General features: G+C 37.7%; 15 protein-coding genes. 13 read left to right on the forward strand and 2 right to left on the reverse strand.

All coding sequences use genetic code 11. The annotated features are described in order from the left end of the window. Positions 1-103: 103 nt before the first annotated feature. Entirely contained in the window at positions 104-1,000 is an 897-nt protein-coding gene (locus CPT03_RS06645) for a DUF3078 domain-containing protein (protein ID WP_099438109.1), read from the reverse strand. Positions 1,001-1,177: 177 nt separating this feature from the next. Here CPT03_RS06645 and CPT03_RS06650 point away from each other — a divergent pair, with 177 nt between their 5' ends. The 12 genes from CPT03_RS06650 to CPT03_RS06705 all read left to right on the forward strand — a co-directional run bounded on the left by CPT03_RS06650 (position 1,178) and on the right by CPT03_RS06705 (position 16,832). After that, a complete protein-coding gene (locus CPT03_RS06650) occupies positions 1,178-2,218 on the forward strand; it encodes a substrate-binding domain-containing protein (protein WP_099438110.1) in 1,041 nt (346 codons plus the stop codon). 227 nt (positions 2,219-2,445) lie between these two features. Further along, positions 2,446-3,612: a glycoside hydrolase family 172 protein gene (locus CPT03_RS06655; RefSeq protein WP_099438111.1), complete on the forward strand. Its 1,167-nt coding sequence runs from the start codon at positions 2,446-2,448 to the stop codon at positions 3,610-3,612. Positions 3,613-3,639: 27 nt separating this feature from the next. Next, a complete protein-coding gene (locus CPT03_RS06660; RefSeq protein ID WP_099438112.1) occupies positions 3,640-4,869 on the forward strand; it encodes a DUF6786 family protein in 1,230 nt (409 codons plus the stop codon). Positions 4,870-4,880: 11 nt separating this feature from the next. Further along, positions 4,881-6,191 (forward strand): L-fucose:H+ symporter permease, encoded by a 1,311-nt coding sequence (gene fucP / locus CPT03_RS06665; RefSeq protein ID WP_099438113.1) that lies wholly within the window; start codon positions 4,881-4,883, stop codon positions 6,189-6,191. A 22-nt stretch (positions 6,192-6,213) separates the two neighbouring features. After that, positions 6,214-8,841 (forward strand): GH116 family glycosyl hydrolase, encoded by a 2,628-nt coding sequence (locus tag CPT03_RS06670; protein ID WP_099438114.1) that lies wholly within the window; start codon positions 6,214-6,216, stop codon positions 8,839-8,841. Between the two features lie 24 nt (positions 8,842-8,865). Beyond that, positions 8,866-9,936: a GTP-binding protein gene (locus CPT03_RS06675; protein WP_099438115.1), complete on the forward strand. Its 1,071-nt coding sequence runs from the start codon at positions 8,866-8,868 to the stop codon at positions 9,934-9,936. Positions 9,937-9,949: 13 nt separating this feature from the next. Then, positions 9,950-10,285 (forward strand): peptidylprolyl isomerase, encoded by a 336-nt coding sequence (locus CPT03_RS06680; protein ID WP_099438116.1) that lies wholly within the window; start codon positions 9,950-9,952, stop codon positions 10,283-10,285. A 42-nt stretch (positions 10,286-10,327) separates the two neighbouring features. Further along, entirely contained in the window at positions 10,328-11,986 is a 1,659-nt protein-coding gene (locus CPT03_RS06685; RefSeq protein WP_099438117.1) for a UxaA family hydrolase, read from the forward strand. 40 nt (positions 11,987-12,026) lie between these two features. Further along, positions 12,027-12,878 (forward strand): fumarylacetoacetate hydrolase family protein, encoded by an 852-nt coding sequence (locus tag CPT03_RS06690; protein WP_099438118.1) that lies wholly within the window; start codon positions 12,027-12,029, stop codon positions 12,876-12,878. A 23-nt stretch (positions 12,879-12,901) separates the two neighbouring features. Then, positions 12,902-14,497: an aldehyde dehydrogenase (NADP(+)) gene (locus tag CPT03_RS06695; protein WP_245869993.1), complete on the forward strand. Its 1,596-nt coding sequence runs from the start codon at positions 12,902-12,904 to the stop codon at positions 14,495-14,497. Between the two features lie 21 nt (positions 14,498-14,518). Further along, complete coding sequence (locus CPT03_RS06700; RefSeq protein WP_099438120.1) at positions 14,519-15,862, forward strand: deoxyguanosinetriphosphate triphosphohydrolase; 1,344 nt, start codon at positions 14,519-14,521, stop codon at positions 15,860-15,862. Positions 15,863-15,866: 4 nt separating this feature from the next. Further along, entirely contained in the window at positions 15,867-16,832 is a 966-nt protein-coding gene (locus tag CPT03_RS06705) for a YpdA family putative bacillithiol disulfide reductase (protein WP_099438121.1), read from the forward strand. A gap of 2 nt (positions 16,833-16,834) precedes the next feature. Here CPT03_RS06705 and CPT03_RS06710 read toward each other — a convergent pair whose 3' ends face one another. Next, positions 16,835-17,719 (reverse strand): AraC family transcriptional regulator, encoded by an 885-nt coding sequence (locus CPT03_RS06710; protein ID WP_099438122.1) that lies wholly within the window; start codon positions 17,717-17,719, stop codon positions 16,835-16,837. 128 nt (positions 17,720-17,847) lie between these two features. On the opposite strand from CPT03_RS06710, the gene CPT03_RS06715 reads away from it, so the two are divergent. Continuing rightward, a complete protein-coding gene (locus CPT03_RS06715; protein ID WP_099438123.1) occupies positions 17,848-19,188 on the forward strand; it encodes a sugar porter family MFS transporter in 1,341 nt (446 codons plus the stop codon). The last annotated feature ends 21 nt before the right edge of the window (positions 19,189-19,209 follow it).

The following is a 19,209-nucleotide window of genomic DNA, read 5'->3' on the forward strand; positions in this document are numbered from 1 at the left end:
CACCTCCTTCACAAAAAGGTACCTGTTTGTGTATTTGGTGTGAAGGAGGTGCGTAGAATGTGTGAAGAAAGGCTAATCTTGTGAAGGATTGAATTTAAACCGGCTAAAACTTATAAGTAAAGCCTGCTCCAAAAATTTGCTTAACCTGTAAAGCTTTTTTACCACGACCTGCTATTCTTGCACCATTGGCATCAAGAATTGGAATTTCTGTTTTGTCGTCATACAGTAACTGTACACCAGCATTTACGGTTACAAATTTATTTACCTTCATAAAAAGGTTAGCTGTGTAATCTGTGTAAATATTTTGAGGTTTATCCAGATAATTAGAATACAATTTCAATATGTTCTCTAAACTAATGTTCTCTACAAGGTTTACTTTGTAATAAGCATCTAAGGAAGCACCAAACTCATAGCGAAGTCTTTTCATTGGGTCATTTCCAAAAGATGAGGCTAAATCCCTGTTCTTTACAAAAACAAATCTTGATGCGAATGGAGAAATGTTGACCCTAAAATTATCATCACGTTTATACGCTATACCAGGACCGAGTGTAAGATAAGCAGGAGCAAACAGATCTGAAATTAGTTCTTTGTTGTTACCTTGATATCTGTATCCTTTAGCAAATTGGGTTTGAAAGTTTGCGTAAAAAGTATACATCCAATATTTAGAAGCCTTGTAGCCTAGTAAACTGTTCAGGATAAGTCGGTCGTCATTTTTTCGAACCCCAATATTATCTTGTTTACTAAGTCCGAATCCGACAATGGCTTTATTATCCCAGGTCCATTTGTTTTTTTTATAGTTAAAATCATAGTTAAAAACGAGGTTACCAGCTATAGAATTTACACCTCCGGCTGCCCAATTTGAGAATGAACTTTGGTTGATTAAAAATGTATTCTCTCCGTGGATTGTCCAGGTTTTAGTTGTGTCAGGAGCCGGAGTGTCTTGTGCATAGCCCGCAATACTGGCACACGACAATGAAAGTAGTAAAGCAATTTTTTTCATAATAGGTATTGTTTAGATAAATTTTAAATAATTGTGTTCTAATTAATTCGATAAATGATTAATCTAATATCGTTAATTGTTGTTATTTTATGAAAATAAACGCCTTCATTGAAAGAGAAGTATATATGTTGTTTTAAATATTTTTCCTTCTTAATCGATTAAGCATATATTTGTTATATGAACAAAAAGGTATCAATTAAAGATATTGCGCAAGCCGTAGGTGTATCTACAGCACTGGTTTCTTATGTACTAAACAACAAAGAGAAAGAAGCAAGGGTAGGTAAGGAGATTGCGCAGGTGATAAGAGATACCGCGGCAGATCTGGGTTACCAGCCCAATCAATTAGCAAAAAGCCTTAAAACAGGTAAGTCGCATACCTTTGGGCTAATAGTTGCAGATATCTCCAATCCTTTTTTTGCTAACCTGGCCAGAAATGTAGAAGATGAAGCACAGAAATTTAACTACACAGTTCTTTTTGCAAGTGCGGATGAGAGCCCTAAGAAATCTCAAAATCTGATAAATATGCTAACCGAAAGGCAGGTAGATGGTTTTATTATTGCGCCAGCCGAAAATTCGCAAAATCAGATTGAAGCCCTTTTAAAGAATAACATCCCTTTGGTATTGATTGACAGGTATTTTAAGGGATTGGAAACCAATTACGTTGTAACTAACAACTATGAGTCGGCCTATAATGCTGTTAGCCATTTAATTAAGGTTGGCCATAAGCATATTGGTATGATAGCATACAAAACTGACCTGGTGCACATGCTGGAGAGAAAGCGTGGATATATTGAAGCGCTTAAGGATCATAAATTGTTAAAAGCCAAAACTCCGCTGATAAAAACCGTTGATTTTGATTTTACGCAGGATGATGTAGAAGCAGCAATTAAAGCATTAAAGGTTCAGAACCCAAAAATGGAGGCTGTTTTCTTTGCAACAAACACACTTACCTTAAAGGGTTTAAAAGCCCTTAATAACATGAATTGGAAAGTGCCTGATGATATAGCTATAGTTTGCTTTGATGAAAGCGAAGCTTTTGATTTTTTCTATTCGCCCTTAACTTATATAGAACAGCCGTTGCTAGAAATGGGGAGGAAAGCTGTGCAGGTATTGATCAAAAATATTTCTGACAAGAAAAGTACCCATACTCAATTAAGTATCCCTTCGAAATTGATTGTAAGACAATCATGCGGGTCTGATAAGGCAGAGGTAAGGTAATATTGCTAATCGATAAAAAAAGTAAAAAATATTTGCTCGTTTAAACGTTTAAGCTTAAGTTTGAGTACACAACCAAGTATAAACCATTTAAAACACGAAGTGCTCAGCATTTTTTTTTGTATCAATTAGCTTAAACGTGTAAGCAAATCTATTCTTTAACTGTTTGGATTGCATATCGTGAGGTTAAGGGAATAATAAGTAACTGAGACACAGCGCAATTTAAAATTATGAGAAAGCTTTTAGTACTATTCATCGCAACCATTTTTGTTTTACCTGCAGTTGCGCAAAATCCAAAGAAATTTGATGGCCTTGATATGAATCTTGGTAATCTATCCCGATTGTCTGATGCAAAGACCAGATCAATTAGTCCGGAGAACTTTACCGGTGAAAAAGGTAAAGGCGGAATGGCAGACCCTGTTAAAAGCAAAGGTCAGCGTAACGTAGCCAATGCCGCTAATGAAGCCCGTGACCTGGGAATTGGCTGGAAAGTAAATCCTTTTATAATTGTTAAAAGTGGAGAAACTATAACAATAGCCGAAATGGAAGGCCCGGGTGCTATACAGCAAATCTGGATGACACCAACGGGTAACTGGCAGTTTTCTATTTTACGTTTTTACTGGGACGATGAGAAAGAACCTTCAATTGAAGCTCCTGTAGGTGCATTTTTTGGAATGGGATGGGGGGAATATGCTCCATTGAACTCTTTACCGGTTAGCGTTAACCCTGGGAGCGCTTTTAACTGCTATTGGAAAATGCCTTTCAGAAAAAAATGCAAAATCACTATAGAAAACATTAACCCAAGAGACGAGATGAGGTTATACTATCAGGTAAACTATACACTTACTCCGGTGGCTGATGATGAGGCTTATTTTCATGCACAATATAGAAGATCAAATCCTAACACCAGCTCTTTACATACTATAATTGATGGCGTAAAAGGCAAAGGGCAATTTGTTGGTCTATACATGGGACTTGGTGTAAATAACAATGGATGGTGGGGAGAAGGCGAGATTAAGTTCTTTTTAGATGGTGATAAAGAATATCCTACAATTGCCGGAACGGGAACCGAAGATTATTTCTGCGGATCGTACAACTTCGACAGGGGTGGTAAATATATTGAATACAGTACCCCATATGCTGGTTTACACCAGGTAATAAGACCAGATGGAACCTATAAAGCACAGCAAAGATTTGGCATGTACAGGTGGCATATAATGGATCCTATACGTTTTGATAAAGATTTGAAGGTTACCATTCAAGATCTGGGATGGAGAGATGGAGGAAGATATCTTGCGCAGAAATCAGACATCATGACTGTAGCTTACTGGTACCAAACCGAGCCTCATGGTAATTTCCCTAAACTACCTTCTAGAGACGAATTGGAAGTAAATTAACCCTGTCTAACCTTTAAAACTCAGAACATGAAATTGCTGAAAATTCCATCAATAATACTGGCAGGAATGATGATTGTTTCCTGCCAATCGAACACAAAGAACCAGGAAAGTACAAAGGCTTATGAAAAAGGCACGTTTGGCTATGACTTAAACTTTCTTAAAGAAAACGATAGCATTGTTGTTTTAAAAAATGATGATGGAAGCGCCCAGCTTGCCTTATCACCAAAATATCAGGCAAAAGTATTTACCTCAACTGCCGAAGGGCTTGACGGCAAAAGTTTTGGTTGGGTTAATTATAAAGCTTTTGGCAAACCTTTGGACCCGCACATGAATGCATATGGCGGTGAAGATCGTTTATGGCTAGGCCCGGAAGGTGGCAAATTCTCGTTGTATTTTAAGCCTGGCGACTCAATGATATTTAAAAACTGGCGCACTCCTGCGGGGATTGACAGTGAAAGCTGGATTCTTGTAAAGTCTGATACTAAGAAAGCATCCCTAAACAAAGAAATGGAACTGCAAAACTATGCCGGTACCAATTTGAAAATAAAGCTTGACAGAGATGTAGAGATTCTGGAAAAAGATAACATTGAAAAGGCTTTAAACATTACTTTGGATGCTAAGGTTGGTTCTGTTGCTTTTAAAACTATAAATACCATCACTAATAATGGTACCAATGAGTGGACAGAAAAAACAGGTGCACCATGTATATGGAGTTTAGATATGTTTAGCCCATCGCCTAAAACCGTTATTGTTATTCCTTATATTGAAAATGCACCGGGCAAAGTGGCTACTACAAATTATTTTGGTGAGATTGCTAAAGATCGTATTAGCTATAAAAATGGAATTTTGCTGTTTAAGGCAGATGGTAAGTCGCGTGGTAAACTTGGAATTCCTCCTGTAAGGGTTAAAAATGTTGCCGGTAGCTATGCAGCAGACCAGAATCTGCTTACCATCACAATGTTTGATGTTGATAATAAAGCCAAGTATTTAAATCAGGAATGGACACCTGATAAGGATCCATTTAGCGGCGATGGTATGAATGCTTATAATGACGGTCCTTTAGAAGATGGTTCGCAAATGGGGCCATTCTATGAGTTAGAAAGTGTATCGCCACCTACATTCTTAAAACCTGGAGAAAAGCATACGCACATGCACAGTGTATTTCATTTTATTGGAGAAAAGGCTGCTTTAAATGAGATTGCTAAAAAGGTGTTGGGGATCTCTTTAGATGAAATAGAAGGCACATTTAAATTATAATACTGAATATTATGTTTAGAACAGAAAATGGCAAGAGCTATCTTATGCCTTTTATATTCATATGCAGCTTGTTTTTATTGTGGGGTTTTGCACATGGACTGCTGGATGTGCTTGATAAGCATTTCCAGAATATTTTACATGTATCAAAAGCGGAATCGGGCTTTATACAATTTTCTTTGTACATCGGATACCTGGTAATGGCTGTGCCGGCAGGACTATTCATGAAACGGTTTGGTTATCAGAAAGGAATCATTTTAGGTCTGGTATTGTTTGCCATTGGTGCATTTCTGTTTTATCCAGCTGCAAAACTACAGGCATTTATTCCGTTTCTACTTGCTTTGTTTGTACTGGCATGTGGACTGGCTTGTCTGGAAACTGCCGCTAACCCTTATTCAACTATTTTAGGGCCAAAAGAATATGCCGCCAGAAGGATCAATATATCTCAATCTTTTAATGGATTGGGATGGATTTTAGGGCCATTAATGGGAGGACTGTTCATTTTTGGTACTGAACATACCCCTGGGGTAGATAAGTTTGATTCGCTTGTAAGGCCATATATGTTGGTAGGCGGAATTGTTGTGGTAGTTGCATTGGTTTTTATGCTGATCAAACTTCCTGAGGTTAAAGAAGCCAGTGAGACCGAGACTGCAGAAGACCCACCTATGCGCAATTTATTAAAACATCCGGCTTTTGTGTTGGCTGTAATTGCCCAATTTCTTTATGTAGCTGCTCAGACCGGAGTTAATTCATTCTTTATTAACTATGTAACCGAGACAATACCTAACGTAACAGGGCCGGTTCAAAATATAATGCAGCATTTAGGTTGGTTTGGCGAAGTATTTACACCTAAAAATCCTGAACAGGCCGCTTCTTTAATTCTTGCAATAGGAGGAATGGGGCTTTTCTGGATTGGTCGCTTATCAGGTTCATACATGATGAAATACCTGTCGCCACAAAAACTTCTTGGAATATATGCTGTGGTAAATACAGTGTTGGTATTTATAGTGTTGTTAGAAATAGGATGGTTCTCGGTAGTGGCACTGTTTCTTACTTACTTTTTTATGTCGATAATGTTTCCAACAATCTTTGCCTTAGGTGTATATGATTTGGGACCACTTACAAAAAAGGGAGCATCATTTTTAGTAATGGCTGTTGCAGGTGGTGCATTTTGTCCACCGGTTATGGGACTTATTGGCGACAATTTCGGCATGTCTATAGCCTTTGTAATACCAATGGTATGTTTCGCATTTATTGCATGGTACGCCATCAAAGGGATAGGGAAAAAAATAGAAGCAAAGAACATTGCTCTGCAACATCATTAACAGAGATTAAAATTATAGGCTGATGAAAAATAATGATAACAGACGGTCATTTATCAAGAAAGTAGCTATTGGAGGAATAGGGCTTACTGCTATGCCTTCAGTGTTGATGGCTGAAGCCAAGCAGAAGGATATTGAAGCATTGCAAGCATCGGCAAAACCCGACGCAAAGAGTGGCAAAAGAGGTTATAATAGCAGCTATAAAGAAGAACACCTGAGAAGGGTTGCCTTTCCGATAGGTGGTTTGGGTGCCGGTATGTTCTGTTTAGAAGGTAGCGGAGCCATATCTCATATGTCAATACGGAACAGGCCTGAGATTTTTCATGAACCCAATATGTTTGCTGCCATTGCAATAAAGGGGGAGAAAGTTGTAGCCAGAGTGCTGGAAGGACCGGTTGAGGAATGGAAGATGTTTGGTCAGCGCGGTACAGGGAATGGAGCTAGTGGCGCTAATTATGGATTGCCAAGATTTAATAGTACTGTATTTTCTGATCGGTTTCCATTTGCAACAATAGACCTTGAAGAAAAGGATATTCCTTTAAAGGCACAAATTATAGGTTGGAGTCCTTTTATCCCAACTGATGAAGACAATTCTGGTTTACCCGCTGGTGCTTTAGAATATAAATTCACTAATACAAGTAATGAAGTCATTGAGGCAGTATTTTCTTATAACTCCAGAAATTTTGTGTTGCAAGGCGGACAAAAAGGAGCGATTAAAAAAATGTCTAATGGCTTTGTACTCTCGCAAGAAGGAACAGAAGAGAAACCACATTTGAAAACTGATTTCGCCATTTTTACGAATGAACCTGCAACTGTAGATTATTGTTGGTTTAGAGGTGGATGGTTTGATCCGCTAACGATGGTTTGGAACACTATTAAAGAGGGGAAAGTTAAAAGCCAGGAGCCAGACTCAGATGCACCCGGTGCTTCATTATTTGTTCCGTTTAAACTCAATGCAGGAGAACAAAAAACAATCAGGCTCATGCTGGCCTGGTATGTGCCAGATTCGGATCTTCGTATTGGAGATATGGTTATTGATCCAAAAAAGACTAATTCGGCAGAATGTTGCATAGCCCCATCGGCGATTGGGCTTGAAGAGAAGTCAAATTACAATGCTCCAAACTATAGACCATGGTATAGCAGTAAATTTAAAAGTATTGAAGAGGTAGCCGATTACTGGAAAGATAAATATGGCGAACTACAAAATAAGTCAGCCATATTCCGTGAAGCCTTCTATTCAAGCACTTTGCCTCCAGAAGTAATTGAAGCGGTTGCTGCTAATCTTACCATCCTTAAATCTCCAACTGTATTAAGACAATTTGATGGTCGGCTATGGAGTTGGGAGGGGTGTGGAGATGATGGAGGCTGTTGTCATGGGAGTTGCACCCACGTATGGAATTATGCACAGGCAATTCCTCATCTTTTTCCGTCTCTTGAAAGGAGTTTGAGAGCTACAGAATTTTGTGAAAATCAGAACTTTGACGGGCATCAGCAATTTAGAGCAAATATGCCTATAAGTTCTGCGAAACATGATTTTCACGCTGCTGCTGATGGTCAGCTTGGAGGAATTATGAAAGTATACAGGGAATGGAGGATTAGTGGTGATACTGCATGGTTGAAAAAAATGTATCCAATGGTAAAGACAAGCATGGATTATGCAATCACCACCTGGGATCCTGGAAATAAAGGTATTATTGAAGAACCACACCATAATACTTATGATATTGAGTTTTGGGGACCTGACGGGATGTGCACAAGTTTTTACCTGGGAGCCCTGACAGCATTTATTAAAATGGGGCAGTTTCTTAAAAAAGACATTTCAAAATATAAAGCACTTTACACTGCCGGTAGAAAGTTCATGGAAACGGAGTTGTATAACGGAGAATATTTTAATCAGAAAATACAATGGACCGGCTTAAAAGCACCCAATCCGGTAAACGAAAAATCTTTTGCCACTCAGTATACTGCCGAAGCACTTGAGATCTTAAAAATTGAAGGTCCAAAATACCAATACGGAACAGGTTGCTTGTCTGACGGTATTCTTGGTGGATGGATTTCCAGAATGTGTGGACTTGAGGAGCCATTGGATATTGAAAAGACTAAAAGTCATTTATTATCTGTTCACAAATACAATCTGAAATCAGATTTGAGTGACCACGTAAATCCTCAGCGCCCATCATATGCGGCAGGATACGAAGGTGGATTACTACTCTGTTCATGGCCTAAAGGGGGAATGCTTTCTTTGCCTTTTGTTTACAGCAATGAAGTATGGACCGGAATTGAATATCAGGTTGCCTCTCATTTGATGCTTATGGGGCAGGTAAATGAAGGATTAGATATTGTAAAGGCTTGCCGTGACCGCTATGATGGACGAGTTCGTAACCCTTTTAATGAATATGAATGTGGACACTGGTATGCAAGAGCAATGTCAAGTTATGGTTTGATACAGGGGCTTACTGGTGTGAGGTACGATGCAGTAGATAAAACTTTATACATGGATTCTAAAGTTGGAGATTTTACCAGTTTCCTTTCAACAGCTACAGGATTTGGTACAGTAACTTTTAAGAATAATAAAATTTCTTTAAATGTTGCTTATGGTAATATACCAATAAAAAAGGCGGTAATAGCTGGTAAAGAAACGCGCTTATCCTGATATGACTATATTAAAATTAGAACTATGAAATTATATCTTATTGGTGGTTTTTTGGGCAGTGGCAAAACAACTGCTATCCTGAATGCATGTGCCGAATTGACAAGGCACAAGGTTAATGTCTGTGTAATTACCAATGATCAGGGGGTACAATTAGTGGATACAAAGTTTATTAAATATGCCAATATTCCGGTTATGGAAGTTACAGATGGTTGCTTTTGTTGTAATTATAATAAGCTTGATGATATTATTGAAATTCTAAGGCAAAAAGACAATACTGAAGTGATATTTGCTGAATCTGTAGGCTCCTGTACAGATATGATAGCAACTGTAGTGAAGCCTTTACAAGAATTCCGTACGGATATAGAAACTATAATTTCTGTTTTTGTTGATGCAAATGTATTACCAAATATCCTCCAGGGAACGGCCTTATTTGTAGATAGTGTAAACTACATTTATAAGAAGCAAATTCAGGAAGCGGATATACTGGTAATAAATAAGATTGATACATTAAGCAATACAGAACTTGAAAAAATGAAGGTATTGGTTGCCTCTAAATATCCTGAGAAGACAGTTTTATTTCAAAATTCCCTGGATGAGGTTAGCATAAATGAGTGGTTGACTATACTGATGTGTACTAAAATAACTTCTAGAGAGTCTTTAGACTTAGACTATCAAGTGTATGGAGCCGGAGAGGCGGAATTAGCCTGGCTTGATTTAGAAATTAAACTATTTTCAGCTAATAATAATGCATTTGGTGAAGCAACAGCATTAGTCAGGGCAATTCATTCAGCGATAATGGATGATGAATTAAGTATCGGTCATTTGAAGTTTTTTATTGACGATGGTATGCAACAAGAGAAAATAAGTTTTACAGCAGGGAGTCAGTCTGCACTAAGTATAGATAGAAAAGACGTTTCAGCAAAAGTTGATATTCTTATTAATGCAAGAGTACAAGTAGCGCCAGAACGTCTCGAATTGATTGTGTTAAATACAATTAGGGAAATGGAAAAAAGGAATGAATATAAGGTAGTTCAAAAGGGAATTTCATCCTTTAGACCCGGATACCCAAATCCCATTCACAGAGTGCTTACCTAATTAAAGCGAACTTATGACCGTTGAGGAGAAAACAGTAGTATCGATAAGATACAAAATGGAAAATAGTAAAGGAGAGGTACTTGAAGACATCTTTGAGGGCTTGCCTATTAGCTATTTACATGGAAAAGGGTCAATACTTCCTTCACTTGAGCAGGAGCTGACTGGCCTAAATGAAGGAGACGAAAAGAAGATTTTTTTATCAAAGGAAAACGGCTTTCAGGATTTAGATGATGATTTCCATATTCTGGTTGTAATTGACAAGGTTCGATATGCTAGTGATGAGGAACTGAAAAATGGAATAAACCCACCGCTACCGGATGACTATTGTGGTCCCGATGGATGCTGTTAGAAAGGATTTGAAACGAATACTAGAAAAAGAAATACTTTATTAATGAAGTCAAAAACACTTAAAATAAATAGTACTGATAATATAGAAGTAGCATTATCAGATCTTAAGGTAGGCAACTCAATAAACAGTGGTACTGAGGTTTATGATTTAATTACCGATGTGCAGGCAAAACATAAGTTTGCTACAACAGACTTACAACCGGGTGATGATGTGATTATGTACGGGGTACTTGTAGGCAAGGCGACAAAGGCCATTAAACGAGGTGAAGTAATTACTACAGGTAACATTAGTCATGCGGCTAATAATTACAAACTTAAAGAAAGAAAAATAAGCTGGGATGTACCATCAGTATCTGCATGGGAAGACAGGACCTTTATGGGATATCATAGAGATAATGGTACTGTAGGCGTGGCAAATTACTGGTTAATTATCCCTCTTGTATTTTGTGAAAATAAAAATGTACAGGTTATTCAGGATGCCTTTATGAAAGGATTGGGCTATAATGATAGCGATTCATCATATTATAATCAGGTACAGCAATTGGTTAAAATGCACAGAGCAGGAATTGCAAGAGAGGATATATTAAATATTGATTTAAATGCTTTAGAAACTGATGTAAAGGCAGAGGATAGGGTTTTTCCAAATGTTGATGGAGTTAAATTTTTAACTCATTCACTAGGCTGTGGTGGCACAAAAGATGACGCAATTAACCTTTGTGGCTTACTTGCCGGTTATATAACGCATCCTAATGTTGCTGGAGCTACTGTATTAAGTTTAGGTTGCCAGAATGCACAGATATCGCTGTTGAAGGAGCAGATTGCTAAACGAGACGTTCAGTTCAGCAAGCCTTTATACTGTTTTGAGCAGCAACAGGTAGGAACAGAAGCTGATTTAATGAAGTTGGCCATAAAGCAAACATTTGCTGGTCTTATGAAAGCCAATGAAATTATACGCAAACCTGCTCCTTTAAGTAAACTTTGCATAGGGTTGGAGTGTGGCGGTTCAGATGGTTTTTCTGGAATTTCTGCTAATCCGGCTTTAGGGTATACCTCAGATTTATTGGTTGCCTTAGGTTCATCAGTAATCCTTTCTGAATTTCCGGAGCTTTGCGGGGTTGAACAGGAACTAAGCGATCGTTGTATAGATGAGAATGTAGCCCAAAAGTTTATGGCCTTAATGACTGCTTATCATGAAAGGGCTAAAGCAGTAGGTTCGGGTTTTGACTCAAATCCCTCTGCAGGTAATATTCGTGATGGCTTAATTACAGATGCAATTAAATCTGCAGGCGCAGCCAAAAAAGCGGGTACCTCACCAGTAATTGATGTTCTTGACTATCCTGAACAGGTTTCCAAACCGGGCTTGACGTTGCTATGCACTCCTGGTAGTGATATAGAATCGACAACAGCCGAGGTTGGAGCAGGAGCTACGTTGGTGTTTTTCACTACGGGTCTGGGCACTCCGACAGGTAATCCAATTGCTCCGGTGGTAAAAATATCGACAAATACCACACTATACAAAAAGATGAACGATATAATTGATATAGACGCAGGTACTATAATAACCGCTGAAGAAACGATTAAACAGGTAGGAGAACGTATACTCGATTACATTATTGAGATAGCAAGCGGCAAGGTTAAAGCAAAGGCTGAAACACTTGGACACAACGATTTTATTCCCTGGAAAAGGGGGATATCCTTATAATAAGACAGACAATTTCAAATTAAAATGGATACTATAAATCATGAAATTATATAAAACTAAACGAGGTGCTATTTTGCATAGCGATAAAGGATATTGCTTAATTGATGCTGATTGGGATACATTAATTAATAACGACAATTTACATCAATATTTACTTGGTAAATTAAGCACCAATCCAGAGTCTTTACAGGAAGATGAAGCATTAACCATATTAGAAAACGTTATTGAAGCACCTATAGGACAACAGGAAGTGTGGGCCGCAGGAGTAACATATTTGCGTAGTCGTGACGCACGAAAAGAAGAATCTCAAGATTCTGGTGGAGCGAGCATGTATGATAAAGTTTATGATGCAGACCGGCCTGAACTATTCTTTAAATCATTGGCCCATCGTGTAGCAGCCCACAATCAGCATGTAAATATTCGAAAAGATTCTACATGGAATGTACCGGAGCCCGAGCTAACATTGTTTATCAATTCATCAGGAAACATACAGGCCTATACCATTGGAAATGACATGAGTTCCAGAAGTATTGAGGGAGAAAACACATTGTATTTGCCGCAGGCAAAGATCTATGAGAGGAGTGCTGCACTTGGACCATGTTTATATGTACCGGAAAAACCAATATCAGACAAAACAATGATAGAGATGGTAATAAAGAGAAATAGTAATGAAGTTTTTCGTGATTCAGTATCTATAAGCAGAATGAAACGTTCTCTTAATGAATTAGTGAGCTATTTGTATGCTGAATGCGACTTTAAAAAAGGCTGTTTTTTAATGACCGGTACTTGTATTGTGCCTCCTAATGATTTTACTTTGAATGAAAACGATGAGGTAAGTATAAGTATTGATAATATTGGAACATTAACAAACCACATAGCTATTCGTTTATAAAATAGTTTTAAACTTTACAAAACATGATGTCTATTACAGGTGAGAATTTTATTGGAAATATTCGAAGTGGTAAAGGTGGCGAGAGTTTTCAGGCTTTCAATCCTGCCGGAAATATTTTAATATCGGATAAGTTTATATATGCAACAGATGAGGAGTTTGAGCAAGCATTAACACTAGCGCAGGAGGCTTTTGGAAGGTACAAAAACACTTCAACAATTAAACGTGCCGAGTTTCTGGATGCAATTGCCGAAGAGATAATTGCATTAGAGGAAACATTAATAGAAAAAGCAGTTACAGAATCGGGCTTGCCCATTGGTAGAATAACTGGCGAAAGAGGCCGTACTTGCGGTCAGCTTAAAATGTTTGCCCAATTGCTACGTGATGGCTGGTATGTGGATGCAAGAATTGATACCGCTCAGCCTGAAAGAGCTCCATTGCCAAAGTCGGACATCAGGAGAATGCTTATTCCAATTGGCCCTGTGGCGGTTTATGGAGCGAGTAATTTCCCTCTGGCTTTTTCAACAGCTGGCGGCGATACGGCTTCAGCACTTGCTGCCGGATGCCCGGTAGTTGTAAAAACGCATCCGTCTCATCCTGGTACAAGCGAACTGATATCTTATGCCATAATTAAGGCTGCTAAAAGAACTGGAATGCCTGATGGGGTATTTTCTGCTTTAAATCTAAATAATGATCAATCAGTAAAACTTGTTCAGCATCCGGTTATAAAAGCAGTTGGTTTTACAGGTTCCCGAAAGGTAGGTATGACACTTTTTAACGCGGCAGCCACCAGACCTGAACCCATCCCTGTTTATGCTGAAATGAGTGCCATAAATCCTGTTATTCTAATGGAAGAAGCATTAAAAACCAGAGGAGAGGCGATTGCCAAAGGATTAGCAGGTTCAGTAACTATGGGGTCAGGGCAGTTTTGTACTAATCCTGGTTTAATATTGCTTATTGAAAGCGAAGCAGGCACGAATTTTCTTAATTATTTTTCGCGACATTTTGGTGTAATTGAACCTGCAACAATGCTAAACAAGAATATATGTCAATCATATTCTAAAGGCATAGAATTAACTAAAACACTAAGAGGAGTTAATGTTTTGGCTGAGGGTGAAAAGTTAGCAAATAATAACAAAAACGAAGCCAGACCAATATCCTTTACGGTTTCGGGAGATGATTTTATTGCAAACAAGCAGTTAAACGAAGAGGTTTTTGGACCAGCAACGCTTTTTGTATTGGTTAAAAATACTTCGCAACTTCAGCATGTTTTAAACCAGTTGGAAGGACAACTTACAGCAACTGTTCAGGCCGAGCCTGGCGACAGAAACAATTTAGTTTCCGTAATAGACATTATTACTCAAAAAGCTGGTCGTGTTATTTATAATGGTTTTCCTACTGGTGTAGAAGTTTGTCATTCTATGCAGCATGGTGGGCCTTTCCCTTCAACAACTGATGGAAGATCAACATCTGTAGGTACAGCAGCGATATATCGTTTTTTAAGACCTGTATCTTATCAGGATATACCAGATCAATTACTTCCTGAAGCATTACAAAACAGTAACCCATTGAGTATTTTGAGGTTGATAGATGGATCATGGAAAACTGATTTAATACCTTAACTTCGTGCTTATTTTTAAGCTATGAATTGGGAAAAGTTATTGTCATCAAAACGATGGGGAAATGAAGATAGGTTTACTGGAAATCAAAAAGAAGCACGCTCTGAGTTTCAAAGAGATTACGATAGGATCATATTTTCATCACCTTTTAGAAGATTACAAAACAAAACCCAGGTATTTCCTTTACCAGGCAGTGTGTTTGTTCATAACCGACTTACACATAGCCTTGAAGTTGCAAGTGTTGGGCGCTCATTAGGGACCATTTTTTACAATAGGATAAAAGATTTGGACAGTAATATTGACGAAACTTGTCCGCTACTTTGTGAAATCGGAAATATTGTTGCCTCTGCTTGTTTGGCGCACGATTTGGGTAATCCGGCCTTTGGTCATTCCGGTGAATCGGCTATATCACATTATTTCAATAGCGGCGATGGAAAGATATATGAGAAGCAGGTAACTAAAGCGCAATGGGAAGATTTAATTCATTTTGAGGGGAATGCCAATGCTTTGAGAATATTAACTCATCCCTTTGCAGGAAAAGGAACAGGAGGATTTGCGTTAACTTATTCTACGCTTGCTGCGATAGCTAAATACCCATGCGCATCTATTGCAGGGCATAACAAAAAGAATATTTATACTAAAAAATACGGCTTTTTTCAGTCGGAACAAAGTGGATTCGAAAAGATTGCTGCCGAGATGGACCTTATTAAAGTGCAGGAATCGCCTTTAATTTATAAGCGCCATCCACTGGTATATTTAGTGGAGGCCGCGGATGATATTTGCTATAATATTATAGATCTTGAGGATGCACATCGTTTAAAAATACTCTCTTACAAGGAAGTAGAGACTTTACTTTTGCCTTTATGTAATGATGGCAAGATGCTATCAAGACTAGCTGAAATGGAAGATGATGATGCAAAGATCACTTTGATGCGAGCAAAATCTATAAGTACATTGATATGGCAATGTTCAAATGTATTTTATCAAGAGCAGGAATCGATATTAAGTGGTAATTTCAATAAAAGCCTGATGGATGCTATAGAAGAGCCATTCTTATCGGTAATGAAGGAAATAGAACAGATTTCGATTAAGAAAATCTATAATTATTCTTCAGTAGTTCAGATCGAAGTAGCAGGTTACCAGGTTATGGGAGGGCTTTTGGAAGAGTTTATTCCAGCCTATCTGCAAAACGAATCGAAATACCATAAGAAACTGGTTGAACTGATACCAAAACAATTTTTAACACCAAAAGAGGATGTTTATTCCAAAATACAAAGTGTTTTAGACTTTGTATCAGGAATGACAGATATCTATGCTGTTGAACTATTTAGGAAAATTAAGGGAATATCATTCCCTTCAATGAGTTAATAGAATGGAAGTTACTGATTTAGTTATTATAGGAGCAGGGCCAATTGGTATTGCCTGTGGTATTGAAGCTAAAAAAGCTGGTTTAACCTACGTGATCATCGAAAAGGGATGTCTTGTAAATTCATTATATAATTATCCTCAGAACATGACCTTCTTTTCTACATCAGAGAAGCTGGAAATAGGAGGAGTTCCTTTTGTTTCAAATAATCCTAAGCCTACACGTTCCGAAGCGCTTGAGTATTATAGACGGGTAGCACTTAAGTTTCAACTAAACACAAGGCTTTTTGAATTGGTTGATGAAGTTACGAGACAAGATGAAGGTTTTATAGTAAATACTTCAAAATCAGGCTATCTAACCAGAAACGTTGTTATCTCTACGGGATTTTACGATCTCCCCAATAAAATAAATATACCAGGTGAGGAGCTTCCAAAGGTAGCGCACTATTACAAAGACCCTCATTACTATGCAATGCAAAATGTTATTGTTGTTGGGGCCAGTAATTCTTCGGTAGATGCAGCTTTGGAAACTTACAGAAAAGGAGCCAAGGTAACTATGGTTGTAAGGGATGAAGCCATAAGTAAACGTGTTAAATATTGGGTTAGACCAGATGTTGTGAATCGCATTGAGGAAGGAAGTATTAAAGCCTATTTCAATTCAGAATTGGTTAGCATAACCAATGATACTGCTGAAATACGTACACCTGATGGAATAGTTACTATTCCTAATGATTTTGTACTGGCTCTAACAGGTTATCAGCCAGATTTTGATTTGCTGAGAAAATTTGGCGTTAAACTTAGTGAAGACGAGAAATGCTCACCTGAACATAATTTAGAGACAATGGAAACCAATGAAAAAGGTATCTATTTAGCTGGGGTAGTTTGTGGTGGCATGGATACCCATTTATGGTTTATTGAGAACTCAAGAGACCATGCAGCCAAAATCATAAAAGATATTAAGGATAAAAGCTAAGCTTACTTTTTGTGTTTTTTTCTGTATTCGGAAGGAGATGTGCCGATGAGCTTGCTAAACAATCGAGAAAAATAATATTGATCATCAATACCTAGTACAGTGCAAATCTCTTTAATGCTTTTATCAGTGAAATAAAGATATTGACATGAGTGCTGGATTTTAAGCTGATTATAATAAGCTATAGGCGAAATACCTGTTTTTTGTTTAAATATCCTTAAATAATGAGACAGAGAAATCTTTTGTTGTTCGGCAAGTTGGTTTACGGTAAGCCGTTTATCCAGGTTATCTTTCATAAATGAAATCGAGCTGCTTACTGCGTCTTTATTATAAACAGACGGATTTATCTCTTTATAATAAATTAGAGAGGTTACAAAATAGAGCAACCTGAAATTCATGATCTCCATTTCCTTAGTGCCAAAACTTTCCTCGAGCATGGTATATATCTGATTAAATATATCTATTCTATCCTGCTCAAATGGAATAGAATGCACTTCAGATTGTCCTTCAAAAAGAGAACGTTCGTAAATCATACGTGAATTAACCCCGCTAAAATGTAACCAGTAGATACTCCATGGATTCTTTAATGAACTAAAGTACCTATGGGGTGTATTTTTGGGGATAATAAAGAAGGTATTCGCTCTTAAATTATAAACTTTATTGTCCAGTTCTACAGAACCTTCACCATCTACGCAATAAATTAAAATAAACTCAGCGGAACCTGTTTTGCGCTCTCTGTCATGCCCCACAGCATTAGGATAATAACCTATTGCGGTAAGGTAAAAAGAGTTGATTAAAGGGTTGTTTTTAATACTTTTCCTAATATTAGGAGTAAGAACAATCATTTTTTGCCCTAAAAATCCTTCTTTAATTTTCTTTTTTGTTTCCATTGTGCTTGGGGCAAATTTATCAATTAATATTAATGATAAAAAAGTCCATCTTTAAGAAATAATAATCTATTTGCCGACTGCGATATAATAGACAATTTTAGCCAACCAAATTATTAATCTAAAACAGTATGGAAAAAATAACTTTTAATCATAAATACATTATCGGCATCTCCTTCATTTCCGCTCTTGGAGGATACCTATTTGGATTCGATTTTGCAGTAATATCAGGCGCATTACCCTTTTTACGAACTCAGTTTATGCTGGATGCATGGTGGGAGGGGTTCTTAACTGGCTCGTTGGCTCTGGGATGCATTGTAGGATGTTTAATTGCCGGTAATATTGCAGATCGATATGGAAGGAAGCCCGGACTTATGATTGCGGCAATTATTTTTGCGCTGTCATCAATAGGTATTGCTTTCGCATCAAGTCTTACACTTTTTGTTGTGATGAGATTTATGGCGGGGATTGGTGTAGGTATGGCTTCTATGTTATGTCCAATGTATATTGCTGAAATTTCGCCAGCAAAAGTAAGAGGACGAAATGTAGCAATTAACCAATTAACAGTAGTAATTGGTATTTTGATAACCAATTTAGTGAACTACTTTCTGGCTGATACAGGCCCAGATGCATGGCGTTGGATGTTTGGGCTTGGAGTAGTACCATCTTTGATATTTTTAATTGGTGTACTTTGGTTACCCGAAAGTCCAAGATGGCTTGTTAAAGCTGGCAGACCTGAGAAAGCAAATGAAGTGTTACTAAAAATTGGTTCTGAATCATTTGCAAGTTCTACATTCTCTGATATCGAAAAATCACTTGTAGGAGTAAAAAAACAATCGTACAAAGCAGTATTTGAAAAAAGTGTTCGTCCGGCCGTTATTGTAGGTATTATACTGGCTGTTTTTCAGCAGTTATGTGGTATTAACGTTGTATTCAATTATACATCAACAATATTTGAATCAGTAGGTGCTAATTTGGACAGACAACTTTTTGAAACTGTAGCTATTGGCGCCGTAAACCTACTGTTTACTTTATTAGCCATGTGGCAGGTAGATAAATTGGGCAGAAAGCCACTTATGCTTATCGGGTCTTTAGGTTTATCAATTGTATATATCATATTGGCTTTTCTATTACAAAATCAATTCCCGGCAAGTTTGGTTTCTGCTTTTGTATTATTAGCGATTAGTATGTATGCAATTTCATTGGCGCCGGTTACATGGGTGCTTATCTCCGAAATTTTCCCTAACAAAATACGTGGGGCAGCATCGTCTGTGGCCATTATCTCGTTATGGGGCGCCTATTTTATCCTTGTATTTACATTTCCTGTATTGGCTAAAAAACTGGGCACATTTGGTCCGTTCTACCTGTATGCGGCTATTTGCTTTTTAGGATTTCTTTTCATCAAAAAAAGAGTTAAAGAAACAAAAGGACAAACACTAGAGGAACTGGAAGAGAGTTTTGTTAGGCATTAACAGAACTCTGATTTAAAGAAG

The organism is Pedobacter ginsengisoli, from assembly GCF_002736205.1.
GTDB classification, from domain to species: domain Bacteria; phylum Bacteroidota; class Bacteroidia; order Sphingobacteriales; family Sphingobacteriaceae; genus Pedobacter; species Pedobacter ginsengisoli_A.